Origin of the sequence: Microbacterium resistens NBRC 103078, assembly GCF_001552355.1 — a bacterium.
Classification (GTDB): Bacteria; Actinomycetota; Actinomycetes; order Actinomycetales; family Microbacteriaceae; genus Microbacterium; species Microbacterium resistens.
In genome coordinates, this window is the sequence record NZ_BCRA01000049.1 from 28001 (window position 1) to 43128 (window position 15128).

At 70.7% G+C, this 15128-nt stretch carries 13 protein-coding genes; 8 read left to right on the forward strand and 5 right to left on the reverse strand.

What is annotated here, in order from left to right; all coding sequences use genetic code 11:
- Window positions 1-492 (reverse strand): SRPBCC family protein, encoded by a 492-nt coding sequence (locus tag MR1_RS09455; RefSeq protein ID WP_067245446.1) that lies wholly within the window; start codon window positions 490-492, stop codon window positions 1-3.
- A 195-nt stretch (window positions 493-687) separates the two neighbouring features.
- Here MR1_RS09455 and MR1_RS09460 point away from each other — a divergent pair, with 195 nt between their 5' ends.
- Genes MR1_RS09460 through MR1_RS09470 form a run of 3 tightly spaced genes read left to right on the forward strand, consistent with a single transcriptional unit; the run spans window position 688 to window position 2313 of the window.
- Window positions 688-1062 carry a nuclear transport factor 2 family protein gene (locus MR1_RS09460; RefSeq protein ID WP_067245449.1) on the forward strand — a complete coding sequence of 125 codons (375 nt, stop codon included), beginning with the start codon at window positions 688-690 and terminating at the stop codon, window positions 1060-1062.
- Between the two features lie 38 nt (window positions 1063-1100).
- Entirely contained in the window at window positions 1101-1532 is a 432-nt protein-coding gene (locus MR1_RS09465) for a hypothetical protein (protein ID WP_067245452.1), read from the forward strand.
- Window positions 1533-1563: 31 nt separating this feature from the next.
- Window positions 1564-2313 (forward strand): hypothetical protein, encoded by a 750-nt coding sequence (locus MR1_RS09470; RefSeq protein ID WP_067245454.1) that lies wholly within the window; start codon window positions 1564-1566, stop codon window positions 2311-2313.
- A 25-nt stretch (window positions 2314-2338) separates the two neighbouring features.
- On the opposite strand, the gene MR1_RS09475 is transcribed toward MR1_RS09470, so the two are convergent.
- Window positions 2339-3193, reverse strand: a complete 855-nt coding sequence (locus MR1_RS09475) for a DUF6159 family protein (RefSeq protein WP_067245456.1) — start codon at window positions 3191-3193, stop codon at window positions 2339-2341.
- Between the two features lie 189 nt (window positions 3194-3382).
- On the opposite strand from MR1_RS09475, the gene MR1_RS09480 reads away from it, so the two are divergent.
- Complete coding sequence (locus MR1_RS09480) at window positions 3383-4357, forward strand: hypothetical protein (RefSeq protein WP_067245458.1); 975 nt, start codon at window positions 3383-3385, stop codon at window positions 4355-4357.
- An 18-nt stretch (window positions 4358-4375) separates the two neighbouring features.
- On the opposite strand, the gene MR1_RS09485 is transcribed toward MR1_RS09480, so the two are convergent.
- On the reverse strand, window positions 4376-4906 hold the full coding sequence (locus tag MR1_RS09485) for a GNAT family N-acetyltransferase (protein ID WP_067245460.1): 531 nt from the start codon (window positions 4904-4906) through the stop codon (window positions 4376-4378).
- Between the two features lie 303 nt (window positions 4907-5209).
- Between MR1_RS09485 and MR1_RS09490 the strand changes: the two genes are divergently transcribed.
- The 3 genes from MR1_RS09490 (at window position 5210) to MR1_RS09500 (ending at window position 13518) form a co-directional block, all read left to right on the forward strand.
- Window positions 5210-11149, forward strand: coding sequence for a DUF7927 domain-containing protein (locus tag MR1_RS09490; RefSeq protein ID WP_067245462.1), 5940 nt, complete (start codon window positions 5210-5212; stop codon window positions 11147-11149).
- Window positions 11150-11395: 246 nt separating this feature from the next.
- Entirely contained in the window at window positions 11396-12967 is a 1572-nt protein-coding gene (locus MR1_RS09495; RefSeq protein WP_169797673.1) for a LuxR family transcriptional regulator, read from the forward strand.
- Window positions 12964-13518 carry a hypothetical protein gene (locus MR1_RS09500; protein ID WP_067245467.1) on the forward strand — a complete coding sequence of 185 codons (555 nt, stop codon included), beginning with the start codon at window positions 12964-12966 and terminating at the stop codon, window positions 13516-13518. The genes MR1_RS09495 and MR1_RS09500 overlap by 4 nt, the downstream gene beginning before the upstream one ends.
- A 56-nt stretch (window positions 13519-13574) precedes the next feature.
- On the opposite strand, the gene MR1_RS09505 is transcribed toward MR1_RS09500, so the two are convergent.
- Window positions 13575-13973: a hypothetical protein gene (locus tag MR1_RS09505; RefSeq protein ID WP_067245470.1), complete on the reverse strand. Its 399-nt coding sequence runs from the start codon at window positions 13971-13973 to the stop codon at window positions 13575-13577.
- A 134-nt stretch (window positions 13974-14107) separates the two neighbouring features.
- Window positions 14108-14284: a hypothetical protein gene (locus tag MR1_RS20085; RefSeq protein WP_169797674.1), complete on the reverse strand. Its 177-nt coding sequence runs from the start codon at window positions 14282-14284 to the stop codon at window positions 14108-14110.
- Between the two features lie 282 nt (window positions 14285-14566).
- Between MR1_RS20085 and MR1_RS09510 the strand changes: the two genes are divergently transcribed.
- Window positions 14567-15128: NAD(P)/FAD-dependent oxidoreductase (locus MR1_RS09510; RefSeq protein WP_157517996.1), on the forward strand; the 562-nt coding region annotated here is incomplete at its 3' end.

Consider the following 15128-nt stretch of genomic DNA (forward strand, 5'->3'; position numbering starts at 1 on the left):
TCAGGCGGGGTGACCGTCGCGGATCTCCTCGTCCGCGGTCGAGGGCTGGGACGTGGCGGTCGCCTTCCCCTCGGCGAGGTACGCGAGCCGGTGCAGGGTCTCGCGGTTGCGCCAGGACAGGACCAGATCCAGGAGCGGGCGCGGCGCGAACCGGCCGGGACCGGCGACGGCCTCCTCCCGGATCCGCACGATGCAGCCGTCGCCCCGGGGCTTCACGTCGATGACGACCCGTGCCTCGCCGATCGGCCAGCCCTTCGGACGCATGACCAGCCGCCGCGGCTCGTCGCGCTCCTCCACGACGGTCACGTCGTCGATGAGCAACGGCCACACACCGAAGGAATGGTGCAGGCGGGCGCCCGGGGCGGGCCACGCCTCGTCGACCTCCCGCATCCGGGAGGCGCCGACGACCCAGGAGGGGAAGATCCAGCCGTCGCCGAGCACCCGGAACACGTCCTCCGGGGTGCAGCGCAGCGTGCGGACGGTAACGGACATCACCGGTGTCCTCGCGGGAGAGCGCGCATGGCCTCAGGCTTGCGCTGCGGCCGACCTCGGCCAAGGTGCTGGACATCACGACGGCGGGGCGCTATAGACGCCGTGGTCGCCGGCGGCGCTCCCGCCGTCTGCCTTCGGTGTCAACCGGGTGGCCGATCCGACCCGGAGCCGTGATCCTCTCGGGGAGGAGGGATCATGAGGACCACGACCGACGTCATTCACGACCATCTGCGCAGACGGCTCGACGGCGACCTGGACGGCGACACCGAGAACTACGGCGAGGACGTCGTCCAGCTCACGGCGTCGGGCATCTACCGCGGCCGTTCCGGCGTCCGGGACTGCGCCGCCGAACTGCAACGGCTGGTCGGATCGGCGACCTTCACGTACCGCCAGACTCTCGTCGACGGTCCGTACGCGTTTCTCGAGTGGACGGCGGAGAGCGACGAGATCACTGTCGGAGACGGCGCGGACAGCTTCGTCGTCCACGACGGCCGCATCGTGCTGCAGACCATCCACTACACGCCCCGGCGCGCGGAGTCGGCCGACGACCCGGGGGCGGATGACAGGTGACAGGTGTGGATTGATTTAGGTAAGGCTAACCTTGGGACATGATCCCTACCGATCTCGATCGAGAGCACTATGTCCTCGCGGGCGTCGGCACCGACGTCCCGTTCCTCAACCGGCTGCTCGGCGCCCTTCCCCTGGACGGGTACGGGCAGGTGTTCATCGAGAGCGCGGGGCCGATGACCCTCCGCGGATGGCCGGGTCCGCCCGGAGTCATGCCGATCCAGGTGCGCCAGGACCTCGCTCCCGCGCGGGACGGACGGCTTCCCCGACCCGGCGAGGTGCTGGCGGATGCGCTGGGAAGCTGGGCGGAGGAGTGGCTGCCCGAGCCCGGGACGCGCCGGCCTCTCCCGTTCACCCTGTGGATCGGGGCCGCGGGGCATCCCGCCGTGGACCGGCTGTGCGCTCGTCTCACGCGGGAGCATCCCTGGTTGCACCTGCATCACCCGACCGGCGCCACGGCCTCCGGACGGTGACGACGTCACGGCACCGAGGTACCGTGAACGGGTGAACCGCACGGTCTCCTCGGGGCGCCCGACGGCGCTGGTCTCGCTCGTGCTCGTGATGGCCGCCAGTGGTCTGCTCGCGGGGTGCGTGCCGTCCGCCGGTACCCCGGATCCTTCGTCGTCACCGATCGCCTCCCTCACCGCCACGCCGACGACGGCTCCCTCCGCGCAGGCGGGAGAGTCGCTGAGCGTCGCCGACAGCGCGTACGGGCGCGTGCCGGGCGAGCTGGGCTTCTTCTGGTACGTCGTCGTGATCGACAACCCGGAGGACAAGGGGATCTATCCGGTCGCCGGCGTGCAGATCGACGCCCTGGACGCGGACGGCGAGGTCGTCGACTCGGCGACGCACCGCCGCATCATCCCGGAGGGGCGATCCGCCGTCGGCGGGTCGTTCACCCGTGTCGGCGATGCGGAGATCGCCGAGCTCCGGGTCACCCTGCCGGATCCTGACCGCGCCGTGGACGAGCCGGAACCAGAGACGGCATCGGTGGCCGTGAGCGACCTCGTCGCCGAGACGCCGACCGGCGGGCGCACCGCCGTGTCCGGCGTCCTCACCGGACCTTTCACCGATCCGGACCAGGCGATCACGGTCGTGGTGATCGCTCGGGATCCGGAGGGCCGCATCATCGGCGCCGACGTCGGTCATCCCGAGCCGCGTCAGACGGGCGAGACGCTCCCGTTCGACGTGCTGTTCCCGGAGGGGCTCCCCGAGGACACCGTGTACGAGGCCTACGCGGGCGCGCCCGACTGACTCGTCGCCCGTCGCCGACGGGCCGTCAGGCGGTCCGGACCGCTCCGCGGACGAGCTCGGCCGGAAGGGCCGTGGGGCGGCCGGAGGCGTAGAGGTAGAGCTGGGTCGTGACGTAGGCCTTGATCGTGCTCAGGAACGCGAGGGCGCAGACGAGCACGAGGACGCCCAGCACCATGATGCAGACGCCCGCCACCTCGTTCACCGCGCCCATCGTGATCGCGCCGACGAAGACGAGGAGGATCGCCACGAGGATCGCCGGGAGCAGGATCAGCCCGAACCGCAGCGTCACCCGGACCGCGCTGCCCCAGGTCGTCTTCAACAACGTGGCCGACTGCTTCACGGCGGCGATGGGTCCGATGCCCTCCGACACGACGGCCGGCAGGGCGAGGAAGGCGGCTGCGCTCCAGGCGAGGCCGCCCGCCGCGGAGAGGATGCTGGTGAAGACGTTGTTGCGGTCTCGGATCAGCGACAGCACGACGTTGACCGACGCGACGACGAACCCCCACTGCAGGAGTCGTCCGAAGCGCCGGTTCGCTCCGCCCAGCGCCTGACCGACGGAGGTGGGCTCGCCGGCCGCCTGCTGGAGCGCCGCGCTCACGACGGCGCCCTGGAAGTAGGTCACCGCGAGCGTCGCGGCCACGGCGCCCACGATCGCGGCGATGGTGAGCACGATCGTCCGCGTGTGATCGTCGGGGACGGCGACGACGCCCGCCACGATCCCGGGGCCCGCGAACAGGAGGAACAGGACCGTGCCGGCGACCCCGCCGAGCACGGGGAGCGCGGCCACGCCCGGAACGGTCTTGAGGTGACGCCATGCCTCGCGCAGCAGCTGCCTGCCGGTCGGGGCGGCGGAGGGGCGGGCGTGGTCGTCGAGCGTCATGTGGTCTCCCCTGTGCGGTGGCTCCGGCGGATCCGGCTGTTCCGGGCTCCGTGTGATGGGGGTCGCGGTGGCTCGGCACCTCGATTCAACCGGTGCCGCGGCCCGCGAGCCTCCGGAGCTACGTGCTTCCCCGTAACGCGTCGCGCCCGCTCGGCTGAATGCTCATTCAACCTTCGATACGCTCTCTGCGTGGACAGCATCGAGACGTATGTGTCATCCCTTCCCCCGCGGCGCGCCGACCTGTTCCGGACGCTGACTGCACGGGCATCGACGCTCGCGGCGGACCGCCCCGACATCCAGGACTTCGTCTTCGTCCCCGGGCACGCGCATCCGACCTGGGAGGACGGGCAGAACGTGCTGTGGCGGGCCGTCCAGCAGATGATGCTCGTCTCGCCCGCCGGCGACGACGAGCTCCCCGTCATCTGGGTGGGATACGACGTCGCGTCGCGGTTCACGAACAAGAGGGAGGCGCAGGGGTTCCTGGTCACCGATCGCCGGCTCATCGCCAAGGACAGCGTGGACCTCGTGTTCGGCAAGGGCGAGGCGCGGCAGTATCCGCTCTACGTCGGACCGAACGGCGTCGCGGGCACCGCCGGTGCGATCGCGTCGACCGCGATCGGCGACTACGACTGGGACACCGCCGGCTCCCTCGTCGACGAGGAGGACGCCGAGTGGTTCAGCCAGCTGCTCGTCGCCGTGATCACGATGACGCTGGAGACTCTCGGGAGCACGGGGGAGGAGATCGCGGACGCCCCCGCCACGGCGGGAGACGTCCGCGGCAGGGTGAGCGAGCTCGGCCTCACCGGTGCGGTGAAGTACCCCGACGACCCGAAGCAGGCGAAGCACTTCGCGAAGTTCGCGAAGAAGATGCCGCTCGACGCGGGGGAGCGGATCCTCGCCTGCTTCAGCGCCAGCACGCTGGCGGGCCCCTACGGGCTCATGCTCACGGATCGCCACCTGCGCTCCCGTGATCTCGGCGAGGATCCCGTCGTGACTCCGCGATCCCAGGTCGACGCCGGCGCCGTGCGCGCGGACCCCGAGAACGGGAGCCGGATCATCGCCGCGCCCGGTGCGGTGCACCATCTCCCGGGACATCTGGGCGAGCGCGAGATCGGCGCCGTCGTCACGCTCATCAAGGAGTGGGCCGAGGGCCGCGTCGACTGACGGTACGGGACGACCGCGTCACGCCCCGCCCACCGGACGCGACAGCATCCGCCGGCGTCGATGTTCCTGGCGGCCCGACCGCGGGTGCACACGGACCTCGCTCGTCGGAAGCCACCCGTTGCGCTCGTAGACCTCGACCGCCCTGGTGTTGTCGGAATACACCCACAGATCGACGGAGGGGTGGGATCTCTGCTGAGCCAGGTGGGCAGCGGCGTCGAGCAGACGGGTCGCGACCCGGCGGCCCCAGGCCTCCGGGTCGACCGCCAGGTAATGCACAGTGGCAGCGTCCACGCAGCCGTCGAGGATGGCGAATCCGAGAGGTGCGCCGTCCGCGACGGCGTTCAGAAGGACGGAGTGAGGCTCCCGCAACGCTGTGTCGATGATCGGCCTGCTCTCTGACGCGGGTGGCACGGAGACCGAGCCGTCGCGGTGGGCCGTCGCTGCGCTCCAGATCGCGGCGGCGGCGGTTCGCCACACCGGTCCGTCATCCACGAGGATGCCGACGTGTCGTCCGCTCGACGCGCGCGTGGAATCGTCGACGGTCGGCACTCCTTCCCTCCTCCGGGCTCGCGCCGCGTCCGCAGCATCGGGCGAGGTCCGGTTCGCCACGGTGCCCGGTCTTCGAAGGATACCGCTCCGGTCCCTGACGTCATCCCGGCGTCATCCCGGGGTGAGGCCGGGGTGAATTCCCCGCACCGGTGCCCCGCGCGTGGCTAGAAAGGAGCCGGATCAGCTCGATACCAGGGCGTGGGAGGGAAACTCGTGGGACGATCTTGGCTGCCTGCAGGCACGGCGACGAACGACAAGAGGGCGGTGCCCGGCGCATCGCGTACGCGGAGAGGACTCGGCGTCGTGGCGGCCCTGGCCGGCCTGCTCGGCTCTCTCCTCCCCGCAACGGCCGCACAGGCGGCGCCGCTGTCCACGCACGAGATCACCGCGGTCTGGGCCGGCGACCCGGCGCCGACGGAGGCCCCGTACGGCCAGCCCGTGATCGCCGAATGGCGCGTCAACACCAACGACGTCGACGACCCCTACTCGAACGAGCCGGTCGACAATGTGCGGCTGACCCTGACCGCCGGCAACGGCGTGTTCACGAGCATCCCGGAGATCTGCAAGACGCGGGACGTGGCGCCCCTCTCTGAGATCTCCGCCGACGGCACGACCCTGCTCTGCAACATCGGAACGGTCAAGGAAGGCACAGCGAGCGTCATCCAGACGCCGGTGCGCGGGTCCTCGGCGAGCGGCGGGGAACTCACCATCAATGGGACGGCCACGTCGGACTCCGCCGCATCGGCGGCCGGGCCGGCGGACCCGGGTCCGCTGCCGATCACGTACAGCCGTGGCATGGATCTGTCTCTCGTCTCCGCGCCGGGGCAGCAGTATCAAGGCGGGGTGAAGGCCAGCCGGACCGGCGGAGAACGGACCTTCGTCCTGATGAACTTCTCCCTCGTCCTCGCCGCGGGGAGCATTCCGGGACCGGACACGTACTCGTTTCCGGTGACGGTCGGATCCAACGTTCCCTCCGCCGTCAACGGTCTCCAATGGGAGAGCTGCCGACCGATCGACTCCTCCTCACGGTCGACGGGTCAGCCTTTCTCCGACTCCGCTCAGAGCGACCGCACGAACTTCCCGACGTGCGCTGTCAGCGGTGCGGGAACGAACTACACCGTTTCGCTGTCCGATCTCGACTACACCCTCGTCCAGACTCCGTCCAACGACAGCCTGGGGCAGCCCCTGCCCGGGAACGGCTCGTACGTCGCGTCCGGAACCGTCGAGTTCAGCATCCCCGCCCAGGTGTCGCAGATCACGAACTTCACCTTCACCGCAGCGCCGGGCCCGTTCTCGTTCACGGACGGGAGCTCTGCGCCCGACGGTGACCCCGCCAACAACGCATCCGACACGACCCTCGTCCCGCCGGGAGGGTTCAGCAACTCGTGGAACGGCACCCCGGCGAACTCGCGCTCGGCCTGGGACGCGAACCTCTGGGTGAGCCCGGGGACGAGCCAGGGAGTTCCGCTTCCGCAGCCGGGCATCGATGACAGGGCGGATTGGGACGAGGCAGTCGCCAACGGCACCGCTCAGACCACCCTGCCGCTGTATCACCAGGCCAACAGCGCGATGTGGAACTCGTATCAGGGACCGGGCGGAGAACAGCTCGCGGGGATCTGCACGATGTCACAGAACCCGTCGTTCGTGGCGACCTCGTTCGACGGCGGCGGATGGGACCCTGGTCTGAGCTACCTCACCTACACGACGGCCCGCTTCTTCTACACGACCCAGTCGATCGACACCAAGACCGAGACGTGCGGGGACACCGCACCGAGCGCGAAGTGGGTCGAGGTCGTGCCTCCGGCAGGCAAGACGCTGGACGATCCGCGCATCGGAAGCGACATCCTCATGACGCTCCCGGCCGGTGTCACCGCGGTCAAGATGACCTGGGACCCGACGGTCGACCGCCCGCGTTCCAGCAGAGGGTACGCGTTCCTGCGGGCGTTCGGGCACATCGATCAGAATGCCCCGACGAGCGGAGAAGGCTGGACGATCGGCGCCTTCAACTCGCCGTTGGACCCGGCGCTGCACTGGCCCGGTTACCCGACCCTGAACGGGTATGTGAACGTCAGCACCTACCCGGGGGGAGTGGACCTGCCCGGCAGCACCTACGGTCCGAACATGAACGGGCACCGCGACGCGTTCCGGCTGCAGGGTCCTCAGGGGCTGATCGAGAAGTCCGTCTCCGACACCACCGCGCAGCCGGGCATCCCGGTCACCTATACGCTGCGCGCTCAGGCGCAGAACACCGTGACCAGCCCCCCGCCGGTCTCCTTCCGCGTCGTGGACACACTGCCCGACGGGATGGTCTACGTCGACGGTTCGGCGCAGCCGGCGCCGACCGCTGTGAGCGCTGACCGTCGCACGCTGACCTGGGACGTCGTCGACGCCGAAGCCAACGTGTTCCAGACGATCCGCTATCAGGCCCAGCGCCCTGCGGACAGCGTGCTCGCACCGGGGACGCAGCTCACCAACACGGCCGTCATCGACGTTCCCGGAGACAACCGCCCGTCGAACACTCCGGGCCGACAGGCGTCCGCGACGGTCACGGTCCCCAGCGCCTCCGCGACGGTCTTCGGAAAGTCGGCGGAAGCGAACCTCCTCTCCTTCGACGGCGACAGCTCGGCGTGGGTTCTGACGATCAGCTCGCAGGATCCCGTCGCCAGCGATTTCACCGACACCATCGACATCCTGCCCGCGCTCGGGGACGGACGCGGGACGACGATCGACGGGTCCTACACGGTGACGGGAGTGGACGCGCCTACCGGGTCGACGGTGTACTACACGACCGCGCCGCTGACGACCCTGAGCAACGACCCGCGTGATGCCTCGAACGGCGCGCCGGGATCCGTCGCCGGCAACTCGGTCGGATGGACGACGACCGCGATGGCGAACCCGACCGCGGTCCGGGTGATCGGGCCGCGGCTCGACCCCGGTGCGACGCAGACGATTCGCATCGCTTACACGACGGCGTCGGGTGCGAACTGCCAGGCCCCGGCGCCCGGTGACAACAAGCCCGGTCAGATCCTGGTGAACTCGGCGAGCTCGTGGGCCGGTCACACCGCGCTGCCCATGCTCTCGTCCGCCGTCACCGAAATCGCGAGCTGTTACGCGGTGAGCCTCAAGAAGTTCGTGCAAGACGCTGAGGGAAACTGGCACGACGCGAACACCCTGGCAGACTTCCCTGCCTATCGCGTGGGCGATGAGGTGCCGTACCGGATCGTTGTGGAGAACATCGGTCAAGGCACGGTCACCGACCTCGAGATCACGGATGACCTGTTCCCGTCCGGTTCCTTCACGGTCGAGCGCCTGGCCCGCGGCGAGCAGGAGGTGCACGAGTACACCGCGGTCATGACCGGCGGCGGGAACGTCGTGAACACGGCCTGCGGGACGGCGGCGAGCCCGCCTGACGCCGAGGCGCCGACGATCCTCTGCGACCCTGCTGGGGTCGTGGTGACGAATTACACGACGGTGAAGTCGTCGGACCCGGCGTCGGGCGCGACGGTGAAGCCCGGTGACACGATCACGTACGCGGTGACCGTGACGCAGGAGGGCGACGTGCCCGCGATCGCGGAGTTCACGGACACCCTCGCGAACGTGCTCGACGACGCCGTCTACAACGGCGACGTGACCGCGTCGATCGGCACGGCCACGGTGACGGGCGACGTGCTGTCCTGGAACGGCACCGTCCCGGTCGGGGAGGCGGCGACCATCACCTACTCGGTGACGGTCAAGGACTCGGCCGCGCTCGCGGCGGACGGTGACTACCGCGTCGGCAACCAGGTGACGAGCCCGGGCTGCGTCGAGGCCGCCGACTGCGCGACGGAGCACCCGGTCGCGGACTACACCGTGGTGAAGTCCTCCGACCCGGCGGACGGCTCGAACGTCGCCGAGGGGGACACCATCGCGTACACCCTGACGGTCTCGCAGGTCGGCGGGGGAGCCTTCACCGGCGCCTCCCTGACCGACGACCTGTCGGACGTGCTGGACGACGCGACCTGGAACGGCGACCTGACCGCCTCGGCGGGCACGGCCGGCTTCGACCCGGCGACGGCGACCCTGACCTGGTCGGGAGACCTGGCGGTCGGCCAGGTGGTGACGATCACCTACTCGGTGACCGTGACCGCCGCCGGTGACACGCACCTGCACAACGTCGTCGCCAGCGACGGCTGCGCGTCGCAGGACACGTGCGAGACCGAGCACTTCACCGCCACCTACACGACGGTGAAGACGAGCGACCCGGCTCCGGGGACGGACGTGAAGATCGGCGACGTGATCACGTACACCGTCACCGTGACGCAGTCCGGCGAAGGACGCGTGGTCGGCCAGTTCTTCACCGACGACCTCGCGAACGTCCTCGACGACGCGGTCTACAACGACGACCTCGCCGCCGACAACGGCACGGCGACGTACGACCCGGCGACGGGCGTCATCAGCTGGACGGGCGACCTGGGGCCGGGCGACGTGGCGACCGTCACGTACTCGGTGACGGTGACCGCCGCCGGCGACACGCTGATCGGCAACACCGTGCAGTCCCCGGGCTGCGAGTCGGCCGCGGACTGCGAGACCGAGCACAAGACCGGGCGGTACGAGACGGTGAAGACGAGTGATCCCGCCTCCGGGTCCGATGTGCAGGCGGGCGACGTGATCGAGTACACGGTCACGGTGTCCCAGGTCGGCGAGGCGGCCGTGGCCGGAGCGTCCTTCAGGGACGACCTCACCGCAGTGCTGGACGACGCGGCGTGGAACGACGACCTCGCGGCCAGCGCCGGCACGGTCTCGTATGGTGCGCCGGCGGTGACCTGGTCCGGGGACCTGAAGGTCGGCCAGGTGGTGACCGTGACCTACTCCGTCACGGTGACCGGCGCGGGCGACATGACCCTGCGCAACGTCGTCACCAGCGACGGATGCGCGGACGAGGGATCCTGCACGACGACCCACCAGACCGGTGACTACACGGTGTCCAAGACCGCGGTCGCGGCTCCGGGCAGCACGGTCGCGGTGGGCGACACGATCACCTACACGGTGACGGTGGCACAGCGGGGCCCGGGTGCGGTCGAGGGTGCGACGTTCGTCGACGACCTCACCGCGGTCCTGGACGACGCGACCTGGAATGACGACACGGTCGCGTCGGCCGGAACGGCCTCGTTCGCCGCCGGTGCGAAGCAGCTGACCTGGACGGGCGACCTGGCGGTCGGCGAGGTGGTGACGGTGACGTACTCGGTCACGGTGACCGGCGCGGGCGACATGACCCTGACCAACGTCGTGGCGCCGGGAGAGAACGGCGAATGCGTGCCGGCCGGGGACCAGAACCCGGACTGCACCACGACGCACCAGACCGGCCGGTTCACCTACTCGAAGATGGCCGATCCCGCGCACAACTCCGACGTCCGCGCCGGCGACGTCGTGACCTACACGGTCACGGTCGCCCAGGAGGGGCCGGCCTCGGTGGCGGCTTCCCTGGTGGACGACCTGTCGGACGTGATCGACGACGCCGACTACAACGGCGACGTCGCGGCGAGCGCCGGGACGGCCGCCGTGGACGGGGCGACCCTGTCCTGGTCCGGCGACCTGGCGCCGGGCGATGTGGTCACCATCACGTACTCCGTGACGGTCACGGGCTCGGGGAACACGACGCTCGCCAACGTGGTGACCTCGCCGTCTCCCGCGGGCGAGTGCGTCCCGGCGCCGGACGGCACGGAGGACTGCCGGACGATCCACAAGACCGGCGGATACGTCTACGCCAAGACCGCCGACCCGGCGTCGGGCACGGAGGTCGCGCTCGGCGACCGCGTCACCTACACGCTCACGGTCGCCCAGCGCGGCGACGGGGCGGTCGCGGACGCGATCGTGGTCGACGACCTCTCCGACGTCCTGGACGACGCGTCATGGAACGACGACGCGACCGCCAGCAGCGGGGCCGTGACCCGAGTGGGCGACACGCTCACCTGGAAGGGCGACCTGGCGGTGGGCCAGACGGTGACGGTGACGTACTCGGTCACGGTGACCTCTGCCGGTCCGGCCGAGCTGCGCAACGTCGTCACGAGCCCGGACGTCCGCGCGATCTGCGATCCGGCGGGCGTCTGCGAGACCGAGCACGAGGTGCCCCCGACGCCTCCGCTCGCGATCACCGGCGGGGTGCTCGGTTGGGGACTGGGAGTCCTCGCCGGTGGACTCCTGATCGCGGGGGCGATGCTGATCGGCATCCGCCGCCGTCGACAGGACGACGCGGTCACCCGCTGACCGCGTCCTGACCGGACGCCGCCTCCCTCCCCCCCGGTGAGGCGGCGTCCGGTCGCGGCCGTGAGCGCAGCGATCCTCGAGATGAGGCGTGCGCACTAGCATGGTGGCGATCGGTCCTTTCTGGGGGGTGGACCACATTCTCACCCCGACGAAACAATGACGATCACAGACCCTCGCGACGCGCCGCGACACCGACCCGATCCAGTGTCGCCGGAGCTCCTCGCCAGCCTGCCCGCAGGCGCCCAGGTGACGATTCGGGATGCGGTGGCGCGAGGAGAGCTCGGGGAGGCGCTCCGCGCAGCGGTGGATGCGGATGACCTCGATCTGGCCGTCGACATCCTTCGCATCGGTTGGTTCGATCTGCTCAAGGACGATGGCCGTCAGCGCAGTCGCGACACGCTGGAACGGCTCTCCGCCTCGCAGCTCATGGGCCACCCCCTCCTTGCCATGGCCCTGGGAATCCTGATCAACGCCGACAGCCTGCGCCGGACCAAGGCGGCCTATTACTTCGGCCTCGCCGCGACAGGGGTGCGGACGCGTTCCCCAAGGACCAGCCCGGCCCAGCGGGCCCTCGTCCTCGCGAGCGAGAGTGCGGCCCTGCGTCTAATGGGGCAGGGCTCGGCTTCCGTCGCATCCGCTCGAGCCGCCCTGCGGGCGCTCGACGCGATCCACGACGAACGCCGCAACCTGATCGGCTATCTCCCCCGGGTCTACTCCCAACTGGGCACGAGCCTCTACTACGGCGGGCAGGAGACCGAGGCGCTGCATGTGTTCGCTCGCGGCTACGCCGAGTCCGGAACGGCGGAGCGCTCCAGCTTCGGGAACCTGTCGATGGCGGCCGGGATTCATGCGTTACAGGGCAACCTCACCGACGCGACGGAGGCGGTCATGATCGCGCGCGGAGACCCGTGGAGCGACGAGCAGCGCCGCATGTACACCGGCACTTTCTATCGGATCGCCGAAGCCGTGCTCGCCCTGGAACGATTCGACGTCGCCACGGCGCGCGCGCACCTGGACGCGATGGAACACGATCGGCGGAGCATCGAGCACTGGACGGTGATCGCCCACGTGCAGTCGTTGGTCGCGGTCGTCGGGCGAGACCCGGCGGCGGGACTCGCCGAACTGGAGGAGTACGCGGCCCTCCGAGGAGCAGAGGCGCAGACCCGCGCGGCCCGACTGCGACTGGCCTCGTCGCGCGGGCTCCTCCACCTCGCCCTGGGAAACTTCGAGGCGGCGGAGCGGGTCCTCCGCAGCGATACGGGAAGACGGCCGCAGGACTACGTCGACCGTGCGCGACTTCTGCTGGCGACGAGCCGCACCGGCGAGGCGCTACGGGAGCTGCGGACGATCGCCGGTCGCTCCCAGAGCATCCGCACCGCTCTCGAGGCGCTGAGCATCGAGGCCGCGGTCGGGCTGCGCGCGGGGATGGATCGCCGGACCGAGACGGTTCTGCGTCAGCTCGCCGCCACGATGCGCCGAACCGGTCAGCGTCTCGCCCTCCGGCTGCTGCCGCCGGTCGACGCGGCGGCGATCGTCGAGTCCCTCCGCACGACGGGGGCGGCGGATGTCGTGGACGAGGGCGGCCCGTCTCTGCTCGCGGAACCCGATCTGCCCGAGCTCACCGACCGGGAGCTCGCCGTGCTGGAGGCGCTCTCGCGAACCAGTGCGACGAGCGACATCGCCGCCGAGCTGTTCGTCTCCGTCAACACCGTCAAGACCCACCGGAAGAGCGTCTACCGCAAGCTCGGCGCACGCACGCGCGAGGAGGCGCTGGCTGTCGCGTTCCACCGGCACCTGATCTCGACGCACCGCCGATGAGCCGCACCGGCCTCGCGACCGATCGTCGCCCGCGTCTGACGACGAGGGTCCTCCTCGTCTGCGCGGCGCTCGCCGCCGTGCAGGCCGTGCTGTCGGCGACCGTGTCGGCGGTCACCCCCGCGGTGGCCGCTGTCCTTCCGCCCGCCTACGCGCTGATCGCGGCCGTGCACAGCGTCATGCCCTTCCTCGCGCGGCTGCTGACGGGCGCGTCCTGGTCCGCGACGATCACGGCCGGGATCGCGGGCGTGCTGATGTGGCCGGTCAGCGCGGTGGGGCCGCTCGTCCTCGTCGTGTTCCTCAGCGGCGCGGTCGCCTTTGACGCGGTTCTGAGAGGGCGTCCTGGTCCGACGGTCCGCCGCATGCTCACGGCGGCCGCAGCCTCCGCCGTCGTCCTGTTCGCGGTGTCGCTGCCGGTGTTCTCGCCGGGCCATCTCACCGCAGGCATGCTCGCGGCGACCCTCGCCGCCCGTCTGTGCGCCCAGGGGGCGGCGGCGTTGGGAGCGCGGGGCCTCGCTGCGGCCCTGCGCCGGGTCGGCGTCCGGGGGCACTGAGACAGGACGCCCCGCCCCGACGGGTCGACCGGGGCGGGGCGTCGTCGCGTCTCGGATCAGGCGGTCTTGCGGAAGTAGTCGTTGGATGCGGGGAGCCACATCAGCACGACGGCGACGAGGCCGATGGCCACGGCGATGATGGTCCAGATCGACTGGTCGTTGAACAGCACGAACAGCCCGAGGATCTCGAAGACGGTGATGAGGATGCGCGCCCAGTTCTTGCCCGCCTTCATCTTCCACAGCACGATCAGCTGGATGACGGCGATGGCGAGCTGGCCGATGGAGATCCACAGCAGCGCGGTGCCGCCCGTCGCGACGGTCGCGTCTCCGGACGCCCCACCGGCGGCGGCGATGAAGGAGCTCCCGGCCACCCCGATGATCGAGAGGGCGATGTCCAGCAGGGCTCCGAGGAGGAAGATCCAGAAGGCGACCTTGACGGTCGTGGGAACGGTCATGTGTGCTCCAGTCGAACGAAGGGCGCGACGGGGGCGTCGCTGCGCTCAGAATCGCACACTGTGAATTCGCTGAAGTCCGGTATACGGGATTTCCCTGATTCCCGGGCGCGCAGATTCGTCGCCCGGACCTCCGGTCAGTCGACGTCTCCCTCGGCGGCGATCCGGTCGGCCTCGGCGCTGTCGACGAGCTCGTCGGCGGCGTCCGGATCGAGCGTCTCCCTGCCGTCCTCCTCCCGCAGCGCGGCGTCGGGGACGGTCTCGTCGTCGTCCGGGTCCTCCGGGACCAGGGGCACCATCGGGTTGTTCGTCATGATCGGTCTCCTCTCCGGCGAGGCGGATCGTCGGCGATCCGCCGGGGCGTTGCGGGTACGCTACGCGCCGGCCCGCCCTTCCGCGCCCGGATTGCCCCCGGCCCGGGCCGGGTGCTAGGCGTCGGAGCGCGCCGCGCGGGTGAAGCGTCGCCTCCGCCTCGCCGTCCTGCGTCTGCGCCGGCGACGGGACCCACTCGGGCGCGGCGGGGGAGGCGCGGCCTTGCGCTCGTCCGGGCGCTGCCCCCAGACTGGCGTCGTCCGCGTCCGCCGACGAAGGAAGCAATGAACGCCACGAGACCGCACCGCGTCGTGGTCGTCGGCGGCGGCATCCTCGGGGCCTCGGCCGCCGCTCACCTGGCCCGTCGGGGAATGGCGGTGACCCTCGTGACCTCCGGCGACCTCGCCGACGGTGCGTCGGGTCGATCGCTGTCGTGGCTGAACTCCTCGGGGGAGCGGTCGGAGGCGTATCACCGGCTGCGGCTGCTCGGCATCGATCGCTACCGGACCTGGGCCGCGCGGCATCCGGACAGCGCCGACCACCTCCGGTTCGACGGGGCGATCAAGTGGGCGAGACCGGGATCCAGTCTGCAGCCGACCTTCGCGCGGGAGCGCTCGCGGGGGTACGACGCGATCTGGGTGCCGAGGAATCGGATCGCCGAGCACGCCCCCGACGTCCGTCCCGGCGCGGTCGCCGAGGAAGGGGCGATCGTCAATCCCGGGGAGGGATGGGTCGATCTCCCGCCGCTGGTCGCCGATCTCGTGGCCGAGGCCGTCGCCGGAGGCGCACGGCTCGTCGCCCGCACCGCGGTGCGGGCGGTGGCGACGGACGCCGGCGGCGTCGTCG

Coding starts and splice junctions, on each gene's coding strand:
- MR1_RS09455 (WP_067245446.1), bottom strand. CDS start 492: ATGTCCGTTACCGTCCGCACGCTGCGCTGCACCCCGGAGGACGTGTTC.
- MR1_RS09460 (WP_067245449.1), top strand. CDS start 688: ATGAGGACCACGACCGACGTCATTCACGACCATCTGCGCAGACGGCTC.
- MR1_RS09465 (WP_067245452.1), top strand. CDS start 1,101: ATGATCCCTACCGATCTCGATCGAGAGCACTATGTCCTCGCGGGCGTC.
- MR1_RS09475 (WP_067245456.1), bottom strand. CDS start 3,193: ATGACGCTCGACGACCACGCCCGCCCCTCCGCCGCCCCGACCGGCAGG.
- MR1_RS09500 (WP_067245467.1), top strand. CDS start 12,964: ATGAGCCGCACCGGCCTCGCGACCGATCGTCGCCCGCGTCTGACGACG.
- MR1_RS09505 (WP_067245470.1), bottom strand. CDS start 13,973: ATGACCGTTCCCACGACCGTCAAGGTCGCCTTCTGGATCTTCCTCCTC.
- MR1_RS20085 (WP_169797674.1), bottom strand. CDS start 14,284: ATGACGAACAACCCGATGGTGCCCCTGGTCCCGGAGGACCCGGACGAC.